We start from the raw sequence: 16,686 nt of genomic DNA, 5'->3' as shown, positions 1-16,686 counted from the left end.
CTCGCACGTGGTCAGACTACTCGGCGACCCGGCTTGCCACGGGCGCGGCAAGCGCTATGGCGGTGAACTGGTCGACGGTCAGGGCCTCTCCGCGCGCGCCCGGATCGACACCGGCCGCTTCGAGGACCGCTGCCGCGCGGTCGGGGCCGCCCGCCCAGCCGGCCAGGGCGGCGCGGAGGGTCTTGCGCCGCTGGGCGAACGCGGCATCGACGACCGCGAACACCCGCTCACGCGGGGCGGCGGGCGGCTCACGCCGGGTGAAGGCGACCAGGCCGGAGTCGACGTTGGGCACGGGCCAGAAGACGCTCGGCGGTACGCGGCCGGCGGTGCGGGCGCTGGCGTACCAGGCGAGCTTGACCGACGGCACCCCGTACACCTTGGAGCCGGGGCCGGCCACCAGCCGGTCGGCGACCTCCTTTTGCACCATGACCAGCCCGTGGCGGAGTGTGGGCAGCTCGGCGAGGAGGTGCAGGACCACGGGCACGGCCACGTTGTACGGCAGGTTGGCCACCAGCGCGGTCGGTGGCGGGTCGAGCTCGGCGGCGGTGACCCGCAGGGCGTCCGCCTGGTGCACGGTGAGGTTGGCGGGGCGGCCGGCGGTGTCGGCGAGTGCTCTGGCCAGTACCGGATCGATCTCCACGGCGTGCACGTGCCGGGCCGCCGGCAGCAGTCCCAGGGTGAGCGACCCCAGGCCGGGCCCGACCTCGACCACGACGTCGCCGGGGTCGAGGGCGGCGGCCGCCACGATGCGGCGCACGGTGTTGGGGTCGTGCACGAAGTTTTGGCCGAGCCGCTTGGTGGGCGCGACGCCGAGCCGCGCGGCCAGCTCCCGGATCTCGGCCGGGCCGAGCAGGTCGGTCACCACGGCCCGAAGACGCGGTCGCCGGTCGCGGAGATCGCGGCGCAGAGGTCGTCGAGGTCGGCCCCGGTGGCCTCGGCCAGGCCGCGGACGGTCAGCGGGATCAGGTACGAGGCGTTGGGACGCCCCCGGTACGGCATCGGGGTGAGGTACGGCGCGTCGGTCTCGACCAGCATCTGCTTGATCGGGGTGACCCGGGCCGCGTCGCGCAGGGCGACGGCGTTGGCGAAGGTGACGGTGCCGGCGAAGCTCAGCAGGTATCCCCGGCGCACGCACTCGGCGGCGAAGTCGGCGTCGCCGGAGAAGCAGTGCAGCACGACGGTCTGCGGGGCGCCCTCGTCGTCGAGTACGCGCAGGACGTCGGCGTGCGCGTCGCGGTCGTGGATGACGAGGGGTTTGCCGTACCGCTTGGCGATCGCGATGTGCGCCCGGAAGCTCGCCTCCTGCGCGGCCCGCCCCTCGTCGCCGGTGCGGAACGTGTCCATCCCGGTCTCGCCGATGCCGCGAACCCGCTCGTGGCCGGCGAGCTCTTCGATCATGCGCAGGGCCTCGTCGAGGCCGGCGCCGAGGCGGGGTGCCTCGTTGGGGTGCAGCGCCACGGTCGCCACGATCGCGGGGTGCCCGGCGGCCGCGTTCGCGCCCCAGCGGGACGACGCGACGTCGACGCCCACCTGCACGAGCCGGTCGACGCCAGCGGCGGCGGCGAGGGCGACGAGCTCGGCCACCCCGCCCGGCGCGCCCTCTTCGGCGACCGTGATGTCGAGGTGGGTGTGGCTGTCGATCACCGGAACGGCGAGCGGCTCCGGGGGCGGCGGAAACTCCCCTTGACGCTGGCGTCGCGTACTCCTCATCGGGCCCAGCATCCCACGCGCTGTCGTGCCAGGTGTCACAGGTAGGTGTAACCCTGCGTTCACCCGCGGGCACGGGCTGCGCTCTATTGTCAGGCGGGTGACAGTGACCCCCTCGCCGACGCAGCCACACATGGCGGGTGCGGGGCTGCACGTCACGTTCGAGGGTGTGGTCTACGCGGCCGAGGAGCTCGCCCACGGCGCGGCCTACGAGCTGTTCAGCATCGAGCCGGCCGACGGCTTCGAGCGCAACCCGCGGCCCGGGGCGGCGCATCCGTGGCACCGGTTCGTGCACGTCACCGAGGTGACGGCGGTGCAGGGCATGCGGGCCGAGACGCCCGACGTGCTGGAGGCGCCGCTCATGGTGCCGCTCAACCGGGCCCGCGGGTGGCACGACATCCACACGCTCAGCCAGTCCCCGGCGTTCGCGCACGACCCGACGGTCGGCGGCATCCGGCGCACGGCGGCGATCCGGCGCGGCACCCGCATGGTCAAGGTGCTCTCGGCCCGCCAGCTCGCCGGCTACCTGCGCGGCTGGCTGCCGCACGGCTTCTGCTACCGCGAGCACGACATCGCCCACCTGCGCACCCCGGCCGACCTGACGCTGCTGCGCACCGACAGCGAGTCGGCACGCGACGACCCGGACGTGGTCTTCGCGATCCGGTGGCGGGCCATCGATCCGTACGATTTCGAGATCCCCCTCGGCGACAACCATCGTGGCCTGGCCGGGATGCCGTCGCACGACCGGATGGGCGCGCCGGTGCTGGGCACCGGGTTCACGCCGAGCGGGCGGTTCGTGATCCCCGAGTTCGTCACCACCGACCTCGCCGACCTGCCGCTGCCGGCCAATGCCACGCTCTTGGCGTATACGCCGGATGGCACCGAGGTCGTGCTGTACACGTACCAGCCGGAGCAGCGGGGCTGGCTGCGCATGGTCGGCCCGCAGTGGCGCCACCTGCTGCACGGGGTGCCCGACATCGCGCCCGAGCAGGAGTATGTGCCGAGCGACGAGAAGGCGAAATCCACCCGGCTGGTGGGGCGCTACCGCGGCCAGGAGTACGAGGCGGTGGCCGACCCGCCCGGCGAGTTCCGGGTGCTGGCGATGACCCGGGCGGCCCGCTACCCCGTGGAGGCGCTGGCACGCCGCGCGGCGTACGCGAGGTGGCGCGGCGCCGACTGCCTGGTGCTGCGGCAGGAGTCCGGCTGGGCCCGGCTGCGGCTGTGCCGCCCCAACCCCGACAACGTGGCGGCGCTGGGCGCGCAGTGCTACGAGCGGGGGATCTACGAGGCGTGGGCGCCGGCCGCCGAGATCACCGACCACCGCACCGTCAACATCGAGTACGTGCTCGGCTGACGTCCGCGCCGCGCCACCCGGGAGCGGCCGCCGCCAAAGCGCGCTCGCGCGCGAGGGATCACCTGAGGCCGACGGCGCGCAGGATCTCCTCCAGCGGCATCGAACGCACCGCGGCGCGGACCAGGCTGATCGTCCAGGCGGGCAGGTCGCCGCGCTGCTCGATGTCGTCGAGCGCCTTGTTGGCCGCGGCGCGCACGGTGCGCTCGACGGTCGGCGGGTCCCAGTCGACGTTCGCGAAGCCGGGCTGGCCGGCCAGCGCGAGCAGGAAGCGCTCCCGGGAGAGGCCGAGCTCGCAGGCCGCGCCGTGCAGGGCGCCGTACGCGACGCGCTGGACGAGCGCGTCCACGCCGTTGCCCGGGTACGGGTCGGGGGGCGCCGTGCACGGGTCGGTCTCCTGGTAGCGCCCGTAGTCGCGGGCGCCGGCGGCCACCTCGGCGGCGACCAGGGCCGGGCCGGCCAGGACGAGGACGGCAAGGATCGCCGCCGGGGCGGTGGGCCGCTGGCCGTACCCGATGGGGTTTTTGCGGACCGCGAAGGCCGCCAGGATGGTCAGGAGAGCGAGCCCCGCGGCGGCCAGGAAAGCCGGGCGGAACGCCCGGGTGAGCACGGCGCTGAGCCGGTGGTCGACCTCCTCGACCACGGCGGTGGTCGCGGCGCCGCGGTCGGTGGTGTCGACGGCGGCGGCCAGGTCGGGCACGCCGCCGCGCGGCGCCTCGGCGAACGTGTCGCGCACCGAGAGGGCCAGCGACAGCTTCTCCTGCACCGGCATGCGCGCGTCGAGCAGCACGCCGGTGCCGGTGACGACGGCCTGCTGGCCGCCGTCGGTGAGCGAGCCGGCCAGCAGCGGCGCGATGACGACGAGGCCGAGCACCAGGCCGGCGTGCTTGGCCGCCACCACCGAGCCGCCGGAACGCACGAGCGGCGCCGCCGCGGGCACCGCCGCGGCCGAGAGCACCCGCGCGACCACGCCCAGGCCGGCCCCGCAGAGGAAGAGCGCCGCGGCCGCCCAGGGCACGCTCGCCGCCGGCAGGAACGCCAACCCCAGCAGCCCGGCGCAGAACGCGAGCGTGCCGCCCGCCACCCGGACGGCGGGCGCGGCGGTCGCGGTCAGGCGGCCGGCGAGGATCGTGCCGGCCGGCAGCGCCATCATCACGAACGCGGCCGCCAGCGGGTTGAGCCGCCACACCTCGACCAGCAGCAGCACCCCGAGAAAGAGCGCGCCGACCAGGCCGGCGAAGAGCGTGACGTAGCCGGCGGTCGCCCACAGCGGGTTGGCGGCGGGCCCATCCGGCTCGGGCTCCAGCGCCGGCGTGGGCGACAGCGCCAGCACCGCGAGCGCCAGCAGGGCCACCGGCACCTGGGCAATGAAGATCACACGCCAGTCGAAGGCCTCCGTGAGCGCGCCACCGAGCGCCGGTCCGACGGCCAGGCCGGCGGTGGCGGCGCCGCTCCACAGGTGGCGGCCACGCTCGCGGCCGGTGTGGGCGCTGAGCAGCTCGAGCGCGCCGGCGAGCAGCGCGGCCGCGCCGATCCCCTGCACGACCCGCCCGGCGAAGAGGCCGGCCAGCGAGCCGGTGGCGCCGCACCAGGTCGAGCCGGCCGCGAAGAGCGCCAGCCCGGCCATCGTGAGCGGCCGGGTCGGCAGCCACCGGCGGACGGCGAGCAGCGCGACGGCGACGGCGGCCACCGCGACCGCGTAGCCGGTCAGCACCCAGGAGACACCGACGATCGTGGTGTCGAACCGGGCGTAGATGGCGGGCAGGGCCAGCGCGACGATCGAGGCGTCGGCGAACGCCAATGCCACGACACCGGTCAGGGCGGCGGCCGGTGTCTTCACGCCTGACAGTCTCCCGGGTGCGCGCGGCGGCGCGACACCCTGAATTGCCCCTTACTTCCCCGGGTCTAGGCGGGCCAGCTCCTCTTCGACGATCGAGGGGTCGAGCTTGCGGAAGACCGGCTTGGGCGGCGCGAGGGTGCGACCGGCCTCGATCGGCGCCGACTCCCAGCGCGCGCCGGCCGAGTAGTCGCCGGTCAGGATCGGGTACGACGGGCCGCCGTCGAGGTCCTCCACCTGGACGATCGAGGGCATCGGCGCGTGCACGCCGGTGCCGCCGAGCAGCTCGTGCACCTTCTGCGCGCTGTGCGGCAGGAACGGCGTGAGTAGCGTGTTGCAGTCGCTCACCGCCTGCAGCGCCACGTGCAGCACCGTGCCCATCCGCTCCCGGTCGTCCTTCATCTTCCAGGGCGCCTGGTCGGACAGGTACTTGTTGGCCTCGCCGACGACCCGCATCGCCTCGGTGATCGCCTGCTTCTGGCGGTGCTTTTCGATCAGGCCCCCGACGTGGGGGAAGGCCTTTTGGGCGGTCTCCAGCAGCGCGCGGTCCTCGGCGGTCAGCTCGGCGGCGGGCGGGATCGCGCCGAAGTTCTTGGCGGCCATCGAGACCGAACGGTTGACCAGGTTGCCCCAGCCGGCGACCAGCTCGTCGTTGTTGCGCCGCAGGAACTCGGCCCAGGTGAAGTCGGTGTCCTGGCTCTCCGGCCCGGCGACGGCGATGAAGTAGCGCAGGGCGTCCGCGTCGTACCGGTCGAGGAAGTCGCGCACGTAGATGACGACCTGGCGGGACGAGGAGAATTTGCGCCCCTCCATCGTCAGGAATTCGCTGGAGACCACCTCGGTCGGCAGGTTGAGGCGGCCCAGGTCGCCCGGCTCGCCGCCGCGGTCGCCCTCACCCGAGTACCCGAGCAGGAGCGCCGGCCAGATCACCGAGTGGAAGACGATGTTGTCCTTGCCCATGAAGTAGTAGCCGCGCGCCTCCTCGCCCTCGCCGTCCGCGGCCCACCAGCGGCGCCACGCCTCCGGGTCGCCGGAGCGGCGGGCCCACTCGATGGAGGCGGAGAGGTAGCCGATGACCGCGTCGAACCACACGTAGATCCGCTTGTCGGCACGGTCGCGCCACCCCTCCAGCGGGATCGGCACGCCCCACTCCAGGTCGCGGGTGATGGCGCGGGGCTGGAGGTCGTCGAGCAGGTTTTTGGAGAAGCGGAGCACGTTGGGCCGCCACCCCTCGCGGGAGTCCAGCCACTTTCCCAGCGCCTGGGCGAACGCGGGCAGGTCGAGGAAGAAGTGCTCGGTCTCCACGAACTGCGGCGTCTCACCGTTGATCTTCGAGCGGGGGTTGATGAGGTCGATCGGGTCGAGCTGGTTGCCGCAGTTGTCGCACTGGTCGCCGCGCGCGCTGTCGTACCCGCAGATGGGGCAGGTGCCCTCGATGTACCGGTCGGGCAGCGTACGCCCGGTCGACGGCGAGATCGCGCCCATCGTGACCTTGGGGACGATGTAGCCGTTGCGGTGCAGCCCCTCGAACAGCTCCTGCACGACCGCGTAGTGGTTGCCGGTGGTGGTACGGGTGAAGAGGTCGTACGACAGGCCGAGGCCGTGCAGGTCTTCCACGATCACCCGGTTGTAGCGGTCGGCCAGCTCGCGCGGGGTCACACCCTCCTTGTCGGCCTGGACCTGGATCGGGGTGCCGTGCTCGTCGGTGCCGGAGACCATGAGCACGTCGTGGCCGGCCATCCGCATGTATCGGCTGAACACGTCGGAGGGCACCCCGAAGCCGGAGACATGACCGATGTGGCGCGGACCGTTGGCGTACGGCCAGGCGACCGCCGCGAGAACGTGACTCATAGCGCTCAAGCCTAGGGCCTTGTCTGGGGGCCCGGCTCGTCCCGGCCCTTCACGCAGAATCGCCCGACACGCGCGGAGCGCTACGCGTTCGGGGCGGCTTGGCGTTGTCCAATGAAGGTTGTGACCGGATCAGCGCCGCAGCCAGGCGAAACGCAGCCGCCCGAGATGACGGCGGGGAGCAGCCCGTGGGCATCGGACGGCCCGGAGGGCGCATGGTGGCGCGGTGATCCCGCGGCAGCGGCGGCAAGGTTCGCCCCGACGCGCCCGATCGACCCGGTCCCGCCCGCCCCGATCGCCGCCCTCACCCCGCCATCGCCCCCGCCACCGTCTGCTGACGCTCCGCCCCCGCCGCCCAGCACCCCCGACGGGCCTGCTGGCGTCCCGACCCCGCCGCCCAGCGCCCTCGGCGGACCCGCCGAGGTCCCGACCCCGCCGCCCAGCGGGCCCGACGGGCCTGCTGACGTCCCGACCCCGCGGCCCAGCGCCCTCGGTGGACCCGCCGCCCCGCCGCCCACCGGGCCCACCGGGCCCGGTGGGCCTGCTGGCGCTCTGCCCCCCTCTCCGGACAGCCCCGGCACCACCGGCAAGGCGCCCGACGCGCACGGCGGACGCACGGGCGCGGTCGGTGGCGGCGACGCGGTGCCGGAGACGCACGGACCTGAGCCGGCCGGGACGCCGGGCGCTGAGCGGACCGAGACGCGCGCCGGAGCCGGCCCGCACACCCTGCCGGAAACGCTGCCCGAGCCGGCCGTCCTCGACCCGGAGCCGGCCGCCGCCAGACCGTCTACGGCGCCTTCCGCGCCGGCGCCGGACGCGGGCGGATCATCCACCCGCTGGCCAGGCACGGCCGAGCCGGCCAGCCCGGATCCGGCCGTGGCCGCCGCTTCGGCATGGAGCCGGGCCGCCATCTCCGACCCGGGCACGGCCGAGGAGCGACACACCACCACGGCGCGGGGCGCCGCGGAATCGGCCGACGAGCAGCGGGCCGCAGCCGAACCGGCCGACGAGCAGCGGGCGGTGACCGCCGCACCCATCGTCCGGCCAGCCGCGCCCCAGTCGGGAGCGAGCGATGCGGCGAGCCAGCAGCCGGCGGCCGATGCGCCAACCTCGGCCGCAACCATCGCCAGGTCAGGCACGCCTCGGGCGGGTGCGGCCGAGCCAGCCGGCCCGAAGCCGGACCTGGCCAGGTTTGACCGAGTCGCCACCCACCGGACCCCCGACGAGCCGGAGCCGGCACGCGCGGAGCGCTCCGCCGCCAAGGTGGACCCGCCCGCCGGACCGGAGACCGCCGACGAAGACCGGGTGACGACCGGGCCGGACGTCGTGGCCCCGCCCGCGGGATCAGCCGAACCGGAGAAGGGTAAGCCGGCGACGGCCGGGGCCGCCCCCGTGCCAGCCGCAGAGGGCGAGGCCGCCGCGGTCACGCAGCCCATCTCGGTTCGAGAAGGATCGGCGCGAGAAGGAAGGGCCGCCCGGGAAGAGCGAGCGCCGCAGGAGGAGCGAGCCGCCCGGGACGAGCCGGCGCCGCAAGGCCAGCAGGCGCCGCAAGGCCAGCAGGCGCCGCAAGGCCAGCAGGCGCCGCAAGGCCAGCAGGCAGCCCGGGGCGAGCCAGCGCCGCAAGGCCAGCAGGCAGCCCGGGGAGGGCGAGCGCCACAGGACGAGCGAGCCGTTCGAAGCGAGCGAGCGCCGCGCGAAGAGCAAGCGGCCCGGGAAGAGCGGACACCGTGGGAAGAGCGAGCCGCCCGGAGCGAGCGGATGCTGCGGGAAGAGCAAGCCGCCCGGGAAGAGCGAAGCGCGCAGGATGACCGGGCCGCGCGGGAGGTGCGAGAAGCGCGCGAGACGGTGTTGATCAGCGTGCCGGATCGGGCGGCGGCCGCCGAGCCCGAGGAGCGGCCCTTCTGGATGCCCGTCCAGGAGATGCCGCGCGGCTCGCGGCGGCCGCCAGTGCGTGGGCGGCCTGGGCGGCCTCCCAAGTCGCCGCGCCGGCCGGCCGCGGGGTTGCTCGCGTTGCTGGTGTTCGCGCTGCTGGCGACGTTCTTCGCGTGGGTCAGCGCGGAACCGCTCTGGCTCGCGGTCGGGCACGGTGACCAGGGCACCGCCACCGTCACCGAGTGCACGGGAGACGGCGTGTCGCAGCGGTGCCTGGGCGAGTTCATGGCGGCGGACGGTGCCTTCACCGCCGAACGGGTACGGCTGCTCGGCGTCGGTGACCGCGACGGAGCGGGTACCACCGTCGCCGCCAGGATGGTGGGCTCGGACAGCGGCCGGGCCTACGTCGACGTGGCCAGCACCGTCCTCCACCTGCGCTGGGGGCTCGGCATGGGGCTCGTCGTACTCTGCGGCATCGGCATCGTGTGGGCCACCGGCAGCCTGCGGCTGGAGACCCGCCGCGCCCGCCGCCGCGCCACGCTCGCCGGGCTCGCCGGCCCGCTGCTCGTCGCGGCCGCGTTCCTGGCGGCGACCTTCTAGCAGTGATCGAGGGCGGGATGGTGCGCTCGGCCCGCCGAGATGAGCACCAGCGGTACTGGAAGTACGTTATGGCGGTCTCATAAGGTATCTGTGGTACCGCCGGACACGGACGGGCGGCGGGAGCGAGTCAGGCGGGGGCGTGCACGACCTCGTACACCTCGCGCCGCCGCAGGCCGTACTCCTGGGCGACCGCTGTGATGGCGTCGCGCCGGGTCGTACCCGCGGCCTCCAGGCGGGCGACCGCGGCCCGGACCTCGCCCGCGGGCGGTGCGGCCCGATCGGCCGGCGCGGCTCCCCCCACGACCAGGGTGATCTCGCCGCGCGGCGGGGTGGCCGCGGCCCAGGCCGCGAGCTGGCCGAGCGGGCGGCGGAGCACCTCCTCGTACGTCTTGGTCAGCTCGCGGCACACCGCCGCCGGCCGTTCCGGCCCGAACGCCTCGGCCAGGTCGGCCAGGCACGCGGCGACCCGGTGCGGCGCCTCGAAGAAGACCATCGTGCGCGGCTCGGCGGCCAGCTCGCGGAGCCGGCCACGGCGGGCGCCGCCGGAGCGGGGCAGGAAGCCCTCGAAGCAGAACCGGTCGGCGGGCAGCCCGGAGACGGCCAGCGCGGTGGTGACCGCGCTGGGGCCGGGCGCGGCGGTGACCGGTACCCCGGCGTCGAGTGCCGCCCGAACCAGCCGGTAGCCGGGGTCGGAGACGCTCGGCATGCCGCCGTCCGTGATCAGCGCGACCGACGCGCCCTCCCGCAGCGCGTCGACCAGATCCGGAGTACGGCGTTCCTCGTTGCCCTCGAAGTAGGAGACGATCCGGCCGGCGATGTCGATCCCCAGGTCGCGCGCCAGCCGGGTGAGTCTGCGGGTGTCCTCGGCCGCCACCACGTCGGCGGTGGCGAGGGTCTCGCGCAGGCGGGAGGAGGCGTCGGCGACGTTGCCGAGCGGTGCGCCAACCAGCACCAACCTCCCAGTACCGGACGTTTCACCCACAACCAACGGCCTTTCATCGACGTTCATGACACCAACAGATGGGCAGTGCGCGCCAGATCACACTCCGGCAGCCTACGATCGCGGGGTGACCCCGGCGGCGACAGCACAGACAGCCAGCCCCACGGCACCGGAGACCGCGCCCCTGGCGGCGGAGACCACCGGTGCCGTTGCGCGTGGCGACGGCAGGCCCGAGAGCGAGCCGGAGCGTTCCGGCGTCGCCGAGATCGTGCGGCGGCGGCTGCTGCCGTTCGAGGCGCGCCTCGACCCGTACTCGTGGCTCGCCACCGGCGTCATCGTGCTCATCGCGGGCATCCTCCGGATGGTCAACCTCGACCGCCCCAAGGGCCTGATCTTCGACGAGGTCTACTACCCCACCGACGCCTGGGACATGTTGCAGCATGGCGTGGAGTGGGACGACAAGACCAACGGTCCGGCCTACGTCGTGCACCCGCCACTCGGCAAGTGGATGATCGCGATCGGCGAGCAGATCTTCGGGTACAACGAGTGGGGCTGGCGCATCTCCGGCGCGGTCATCGGCACGCTCTCCGTCCTGATCCTGGTGCGGGTCGCCCGCCGCATGTTCCACTCGACGGTACTGGGGTGTGCGGCCGGCCTGCTGATGGCGCTCGACGGGTTCCACCTCGTGCTGTCCCGCATCGCGCTGCTCGACATCTTCCTGATGTTCTTCGTCCTGGCCGCGTTCGGCACGCTGGTGATGGACCGCGACTCGCGGCGCGCCCGCTGGCTGCGCGCGCTGGAGGGCGGGCTCGACCCGACGGTGCCTGGCCGTGCCGGCCGGCTGCCGATCCGGGTGCCGTGGTGGCGCATGGCGACGTTCGCGCTGCTCGGCTGCGGGATCGCGGTCAAGTGGAGCGCGGTGTGGTTCCTGCCGGTGTTCGTGCTGATGATGGTGCTGTGGGAGGTGGGCGCCCGCCGCTCGGCCGGCGTGCCCAAGCCGTGGCGCGACGCGGTCATCGGCGAGGTCGGCTGGGTGCTGCTCGGCGGCGTGCTGATGGTGCTGACCTACCTGGCCACCTGGTCGGGCTGGTTCCTCACCGACGACGGCTACTTCCGGCACTGGCTCGCCGACAACGGCCGGTCGGAGGCGCCGATCTGGGGGGCGCTGCAAAACCTGTGGCACTACCACATGGAGGCGCTCAAGTTCCACAGTGGACTTGACGACAAGCACCAGTACCAGTCGTGGCCCTGGCAGTGGCTGCTGCTCGGCCGCCCGATCGCGTTCTACTGGAGCACCGACGGCGCGTGCGGCGCCTCCAGCTGCGCCTCGCACATCCTGCTGGTCGGCACGCCGCTGCTGTGGTGGTCGTTCATCCCAGCGCTGGCCGCACTGGCCTGGTTCGGCATCGCCCGGCGCGACTGGCGCGCCGGCGCGATCCTGCTGTGCGTGGCGGCCGGCCTGCTCCCGTGGTTCTACTTCGCCATCCAGCACCGCACGATGTTCGCCTTCTACGCGCTGCCGGCCGAGCCGTTCCTCGTGCTCGCCGTCGTCTACGTGCTGGGCGCGATCATGACACCCGCCAGATCGCTGGCCACCAGTGACGGCACGGGCCCCGCCGACTCCGGCGTCGACCGCCGCATGGTGGGCGCGGTGGTCGCCGGGGCGTACGTGCTGCTGGTCGCGATCTGCTTCGCCTACTTCTATCCGATCTACGTCGGCCAGGTCATCCCGTACGAGGACTGGTCCGCCCGCATGTGGCTGGGCAGCCGCTGGATATAGCGCATTTGTCACAGCTGGCCGGCGCGGGCGTCGCCGGCCGGGCTCGTGCGGACCGGGAGCTCGATCGGGCCGTGCGCGCGAAACGTCGGGCGCCAGCGCAACTCCTCCGCCGGCACGGCCAGCTCCAGGTCCGGCAGGCGGCGCAGCAGCGTGCCGATGGCGATCCGCGCCTCCAGGCGGGCCAGCGGCGCGCCCAGGCAGTAGTGGATGCCGTGGCCGAGCGAGACGTGCGGGTTTTCCGGGCGGGCCAGGTCGAGCGTGTCCGGTTCGGTCCAGCGGTCCGGGTCGCGGTTGGCCGCGGCGAGGCCGAGCAGGACCGTCTCGCCCTTGGCGATGGTCACCTCGCCGATCGTCAGGTCTTCGGTCGGAAAGCGGCGGATCGACACCGGGGCCGGCGGGTCGAAGCGCATGAACTCCTCCACCGCGGCCGGCAGGAGCGACTCGTCGGCGCGGAGCGCGGCCGCCCGGGCCGGGTCGCGCAGCAGCGCGAGGACGGCGGTGCCGATGAGGTTGACGGTGTTTTCGTAGCCGGCGAAGAGCAGCAGGAACGCCAGTGAGGTCAGCTCGTCTTCGGAGAGCCGGTCGCCCTCGTCGCGCGCCTCGATCATCGCGGAGAGCAGGTCGGTACCGGGCGCGGCCCGGCGGTGCGCGACGAGCTCGGCCAGGAAGTGGTGGATCGCCCCGATCGCCGCGCCGGCCGCCTCCCGCGTGCCGGTGACCATGTCGTTGGTCCAGCCGCGCAGGCGGGCGAGGTCGTCGTGCGGTACGTCGAACATCTCCCCGACCACGCCGATCGGCAGCGGCTCGGCGTACGCGGCGATCAGGTCGACCGGCCAACCCGCCGGCAGCGCGTCGACGAGCTGGTCGGCGAGGCGCTGTACGCCCGGCCGCATCTCCTCCACCCGCCGGGGCGTGAACGCCTGGCTGACCAGCGAACGGATCCGGGTGTGCTGGGGTGGGTCCATGTTGAGCAGGTTGGCGTCGAGCGCGGGCGGCAGCCGGAACCCGGCCCAGCCGGTCGCGTGCCGCTTGTCGAGGGAGAGCCGCGGGTCGGCGAGCGCCGCCCGCACCTCGGCGTAGCGGGTGACCAGCCAGACCGGCGAACCGTCCGGCAGCGCGATCTTTCGGGCCGGTCCCACGTCGTGCGTCACATCGCCACCTCGGTCTCTTCGGCGGGCAGTGCCTCGCGGCCGGCCACGGCGGCGGCCACGACCGGCGAGCCGGCGTAGGCGCGCGAGACGCGTACCAGCCGGGCCACCTCCTGGGCCAGGTCGGTGCCCTCGTCCGGGCGGGCCGGCCCGGCCTCGTCGCCGCCATCCTCCGTTGTGGACGCGTGGGGCTCCCCGTGGGCGTACGCGCGGACCGCCCCGCGCAGCCGGGCCGCCTCCATCACCGCGGCCAGGTCGTCGGCGCGCAGACCCAGCCGGGTGCCGATCCGGCCGGCGCGGTTGGCGGCGCCCTCGTCCAGGTAGGGGCGGAGGGCCAGCGAGCCGTCGTACAGCTCGATCACCCGCCGGTAGAGGCGGCGGTCCAGGTTGGACAGCGGGGCGGCCACGGGCGGCTCCAGGGCGATCTGGGGCATCAGCCGGTGCAGGTCCGACCAGAGCGGCTGGAGCTGCCGGTACTGCCGGCGGCGGCGCACCCAGCCGCGAAACTCGGAGAGACGTGGCCCCCACGCCGGCATGGTGAGGCCGAGGATGACCAGGAGCGCGCCGAGGCTGGCGGCCGGCGGCGCGACCGGTTCCCACCGCCGGATGTCGGCGCCCACCTGCGCGCCGATCACGTCGGCGACCCGCACGGCCGCGTAGACCAGTCCGCTGCCCGCGCCGACCGCCGTGGTACGCAGGCCCCGCCGCAGCCAGGAGCGGCCGGCGACCCGCGCGTACGGCCAGCAGAGCCGCACCACGTCGACCATGCCGAGCGCGAACGCGGAGAGGTAGACCAGCAGGTACGCGGCGAAGACCGGCCGCTCGGCGTACGTGGCCACGAAGTCGGTGGCGCGCGGCTCGGTCGGGCCGGCGGCCAGGAAGAGCGCCACGAGCGCGGCGCCGGTCACCAGCAGGAAGGCCAGGCGGGCACGGGCACGCCGCCTCGCCGCCTCGGGCGGGTTGACCCACCAGAGCACGAGCAGCTGTACCGTGCCGGAGAACGCGACCACGGACAGGTGCGCCCAGAGAGCGGCGAGGTTGGCCACACCGGTGGTGCGGTCGAGCCAGCCCCACACGGCGGGCGTGGAAACGGTGAACGTGGAGCCGAGCAGGGCCAGCGCGCCGCAGACGGCGACCCGCGACGGGTTGCGCCCGCGGCGCAGGTCGCGGATCTTGACGGCGAGGCCGATCCAGGCCACCGCCGCCAGTGCCGGGTACAGCACCTGGTTCACGGGCTCACCCTAGTGAGCGCTCGATCCGGGCCACCACGTCTACGGCGTCAGTCGGCACGCGCCAGGTGTGTTCGGGCGCCCACGAGTGTGCCCGCCGCAGCAGGAGGTCGGCGATGATCTCGGCCTCGGCCTCCTCGCGCCGGTCGTAGCCGGCGTCCCGGGCGAGGGCTTGCCGCACCACCACGGGGTCCAGTGTGGACAGCAGGACGGGCGCGCCCGCCTCACCCTCCTCGACGTGGCCGGTCGTGTGGCCGGCGATGAGGTGCCCCAGCTCGTGGGCGATGATGTGCTGCTGGTGCAGCGGGCGGGTGCCGGCGTCGTAGCAGAGGTAGTGCGCCCGGGCGCCGCTGATCACCAGGCCGGAGGGTCCGTCCGCCGGCATCTCGACCGGGAGCAGGTGGATCGGCTGGCCGATCCGGCTACCCACCTCGCGGCACAGCGCCTCCGCGTCGAACGGCACGGGCACCTTGATGTCCCGCACGAGCCGGGAGCAGTGGCGGCGCATCCGCCGGCGGTCGTCGTTGCCCTCGTCCCGGCCCAGCCACGGGGTCACGATCGCGCCTCCCGCCTGGACGCGCCGCTCGGCGCCTCCGGCTTGGCCGCGTCGCTCAACCCTTCCAGCTCGAGGCAGCGGTCGACGACCTGCTGGACGAGCCGCTGGCTGGCCTCGGAGAGCCCGGCGCTCTCCAGGACGGTGCGCAGCGCCACCCGCTTGGCGCCCAGCTGTCGCAGGCTGGACAGCAGCTCCAGGTCGCGGTCGGTGCGGCGGGTGACGGCCTCGTCGAAGAAGTAGGCCGGAGCGACCCCGAAGAAGCCGGCCAGCGCCTGGAGGTGGCGCATCGTGGGGTTGGTGCGCTCGCCGCGGCGGAGCATCCACAGGTACGTGGCTGACATGCTCTCGCCGCCGTCACGGATGGCCGAGGCGACCTCCTCGTTGCTGTACGGCCCGCGGTCCCGTGGGTGGATCGTGCGGAAGAGCTGATTGATCTTGTCGGCGAGGGTGCGCGGCTCAGCCGGAATCGTCACCGGGGATCACCTCCGAGGGGCCGGGCCGACCGGTGTGGACCAGGAGCCTGCCCCGGTCCACACCGGTGACCGCCGCCGACACGCGCCCTCGGCGCTCTTGCGAAGACGAGAGCGCCCCCCGTTATGGCCGGCGGTCCGGGACAAGCCTCGCGACCAAGGGGGCACAATGTCAACTCGCGTGAAAGAAACTCAACCGGAACGTTCATGTTAGTTGACACCGGGAATATCCAGCGGGCAGCGACGGGGCAGAGGGCAATGGCGAGTACCAGGATCTTGTGCCCGACTATGTCCGATATACCCAAGCGCAAGATCATGGCGGGCTTTGCGGGATGGACACAAAGAGGCGCGCCCCGATCGCCTGCCACGGGGGAAGCGGGCGATAGGGGCGCGCACCGGTCAGCTTAGTCACCCAGGATCAACCGCACAACGGGTCACGGCAGGTCAGATTTCTGACGCAACCACCATGAGATCGATCACTATCCCTGGACACGCCAACGTCGCGCTCGGACATATCCGATAAATACGAATAAGGGGGAGTTTGCCGACGTGCCCTGACGAGACCCGGTCTCACATTTGAAGAGATCTTGAGGTTTCCCGGAAACGGCGCCGGAACTATGCCTACTATCGTCGCCATCCGGACAGTAACCACATTCCGGGTTGGGCATTGCGGCTGCTCACCGCGTTGTCCTAAACGCACGTGGAGCGCCACACCATCTTTCTGGACAATTCTTTCCGCGACTCCGCCGCCCCCATTGGAAGGACCCGAAATGGGGGCAAATTGACAGCCGATCCTTACGCTCCCCTGGTGACTCGACCAGTGGGTTCCACGCCTGTGTTTGTCGATACCAGCGGGCGGCGGCGCCGGCGAGTGCGCCGCATCGCGTACGCCGTGGGAGTGGCCTGCCTGACGTACACGGGCCTCGTCGGCGCCAGCGTCATCGGGCACACGGCCCGCCCTGGCGCACTGGCCCTGCTTCCGGCACCGCTGGACCGCCAGCGTCCCGCGGTACACCAGACCCGGCCGCCGGAGCCGCCCACCACCGGCGTCCCGCTCCCGGCCGGTGGACGATCGGACGTCCAGGCGGTCCCGATGCGGCAGCAGCGACGCCAGCCCGCACCGCCACCCCCTGCACCGCCGTCGCGCGAGCCGGAGCCGCCCCGGACCGAATCCACCCCGGCGCCCTCCCGGAGCGTCGAGCCTCCGCGACCGACCACTCCGCCCGAGCCCACGCAGCCGCCGGCCACGGAACCGCCGGCCACGGAGCCGCCCACGCCTTCGCCGGAGCCGACCGATCCGGATGAACCGCAGCCGCAACCCACCGACCCGCCGGCACCCGAGCCCACG

The 16,686-nt window shown here is 73.6% G+C and carries 13 protein-coding genes; 3 read left to right on the top strand and 10 right to left on the bottom strand.

Annotated features, from left to right (window positions below; genetic code table 11):
• Positions 1–16: 16 nt before the first annotated feature.
• Both rsmA and RB614_RS41370 read right to left on the bottom strand, forming a co-directional pair.
• Entirely contained in the window at positions 17–862 is an 846-nt protein-coding gene (rsmA, locus tag RB614_RS41375; RefSeq protein ID WP_308718207.1) for a 16S rRNA (adenine(1518)-N(6)/adenine(1519)-N(6))-dimethyltransferase RsmA, read from the bottom strand.
• Positions 859–1,722, bottom strand: coding sequence for a TatD family hydrolase (locus RB614_RS41370; RefSeq protein WP_308718193.1), 864 nt, complete (start codon positions 1,720–1,722; stop codon positions 859–861). Before RB614_RS41370 ends, rsmA begins: the two co-directional genes overlap by 4 nt.
• A gap of 85 nt (positions 1,723–1,807) precedes the next feature.
• Between RB614_RS41370 and RB614_RS41365 the strand changes: the two genes are divergently transcribed.
• The gene (locus RB614_RS41365; RefSeq protein WP_428983215.1) at positions 1,808–3,061 is read left to right on the top strand and encodes a hypothetical protein; all 1,254 of its coding nucleotides are present in this window, start codon (positions 1,808–1,810) and stop codon (positions 3,059–3,061) included.
• A 58-nt stretch (positions 3,062–3,119) separates the two neighbouring features.
• Here RB614_RS41365 and RB614_RS41360 read toward each other — a convergent pair whose 3' ends face one another.
• From RB614_RS41360 to RB614_RS41350, 3 genes are all read right to left on the bottom strand, one after another.
• Entirely contained in the window at positions 3,120–4,898 is a 1,779-nt protein-coding gene (locus RB614_RS41360; protein WP_308718192.1) for an MFS transporter, read from the bottom strand.
• A gap of 51 nt (positions 4,899–4,949) precedes the next feature.
• The gene (gene metG, locus RB614_RS41355; RefSeq protein WP_308718191.1) at positions 4,950–6,746 is read right to left on the bottom strand and encodes a methionine--tRNA ligase; all 1,797 of its coding nucleotides are present in this window, start codon (positions 6,744–6,746) and stop codon (positions 4,950–4,952) included.
• Between the two features lie 1,341 nt (positions 6,747–8,087).
• Positions 8,088–8,447: a hypothetical protein gene (locus RB614_RS41350; RefSeq protein WP_308718190.1), complete on the bottom strand. Its 360-nt coding sequence runs from the start codon at positions 8,445–8,447 to the stop codon at positions 8,088–8,090.
• Positions 8,448–8,501: 54 nt separating this feature from the next.
• Here RB614_RS41350 and RB614_RS41345 point away from each other — a divergent pair, with 54 nt between their 5' ends.
• Positions 8,502–9,215 carry a hypothetical protein gene (locus RB614_RS41345; RefSeq protein ID WP_308718189.1) on the top strand — a complete coding sequence of 238 codons (714 nt, stop codon included), beginning with the start codon at positions 8,502–8,504 and terminating at the stop codon, positions 9,213–9,215.
• 127 nt (positions 9,216–9,342) lie between these two features.
• Here the strand turns inward: RB614_RS41345 and rsmI are convergent, their stop codons facing one another.
• Positions 9,343–10,224 (bottom strand): 16S rRNA (cytidine(1402)-2'-O)-methyltransferase, encoded by an 882-nt coding sequence (rsmI, locus tag RB614_RS41340; protein ID WP_308718188.1) that lies wholly within the window; start codon positions 10,222–10,224, stop codon positions 9,343–9,345.
• A gap of 58 nt (positions 10,225–10,282) precedes the next feature.
• Here rsmI and RB614_RS41335 point away from each other — a divergent pair, with 58 nt between their 5' ends.
• Positions 10,283–11,935, top strand: coding sequence for a dolichyl-phosphate-mannose--protein mannosyltransferase (locus RB614_RS41335; RefSeq protein WP_428983214.1), 1,653 nt, complete (start codon positions 10,283–10,285; stop codon positions 11,933–11,935).
• Between the two features lie 8 nt (positions 11,936–11,943).
• Here the strand turns inward: RB614_RS41335 and RB614_RS41330 are convergent, their stop codons facing one another.
• The 4 genes from RB614_RS41330 to RB614_RS41315 are packed head-to-tail and all read right to left on the bottom strand — an operon-like array spanning position 11,944 to position 15,341.
• On the bottom strand, positions 11,944–13,086 hold the full coding sequence (locus tag RB614_RS41330) for a cytochrome P450 family protein (protein ID WP_308718186.1): 1,143 nt from the start codon (positions 13,084–13,086) through the stop codon (positions 11,944–11,946).
• Complete coding sequence (locus RB614_RS41325; RefSeq protein ID WP_308718185.1) at positions 13,083–14,315, bottom strand: MAB_1171c family putative transporter; 1,233 nt, start codon at positions 14,313–14,315, stop codon at positions 13,083–13,085. The genes RB614_RS41330 and RB614_RS41325 overlap by 4 nt, the downstream gene beginning before the upstream one ends.
• A 4-nt stretch (positions 14,316–14,319) precedes the next feature.
• Positions 14,320–14,868, bottom strand: coding sequence for a hypothetical protein (locus RB614_RS41320; protein ID WP_308718184.1), 549 nt, complete (start codon positions 14,866–14,868; stop codon positions 14,320–14,322).
• Positions 14,865–15,341 carry an XRE family transcriptional regulator gene (locus RB614_RS41315; protein ID WP_308718183.1) on the bottom strand — a complete coding sequence of 159 codons (477 nt, stop codon included), beginning with the start codon at positions 15,339–15,341 and terminating at the stop codon, positions 14,865–14,867. The genes RB614_RS41320 and RB614_RS41315 overlap by 4 nt, the downstream gene beginning before the upstream one ends.
• Positions 15,342–16,686 lie beyond the last annotated feature (1,345 nt).

This window comes from Phytohabitans maris, from assembly GCF_031085175.1.
Taxonomy (GTDB): domain Bacteria; phylum Actinomycetota; class Actinomycetes; order Mycobacteriales; family Micromonosporaceae; genus Phytohabitans; species Phytohabitans maris.
Note: the sequence above shows the minus strand (reverse complement) of the source record. Positions and strands in the feature narration are given on the sequence as shown.

Excerpts from the sequence above, each read along its gene's own strand:
- RB614_RS41370 (WP_308718193.1), bottom strand. The coding sequence starts at position 1,722 with ATGCTGGGCCCGATGAGGAGTACGCGACGCCAGCGTCAAGGGGAGTTT.
- metG (WP_308718191.1), bottom strand. The coding sequence starts at position 6,746 with ATGAGTCACGTTCTCGCGGCGGTCGCCTGGCCGTACGCCAACGGTCCG.
- RB614_RS41345 (WP_308718189.1), top strand. The coding sequence starts at position 8,502 with ATGCTGCGGGAAGAGCAAGCCGCCCGGGAAGAGCGAAGCGCGCAGGAT.
- rsmI (WP_308718188.1), bottom strand. The coding sequence starts at position 10,224 with ATGAACGTCGATGAAAGGCCGTTGGTTGTGGGTGAAACGTCCGGTACT.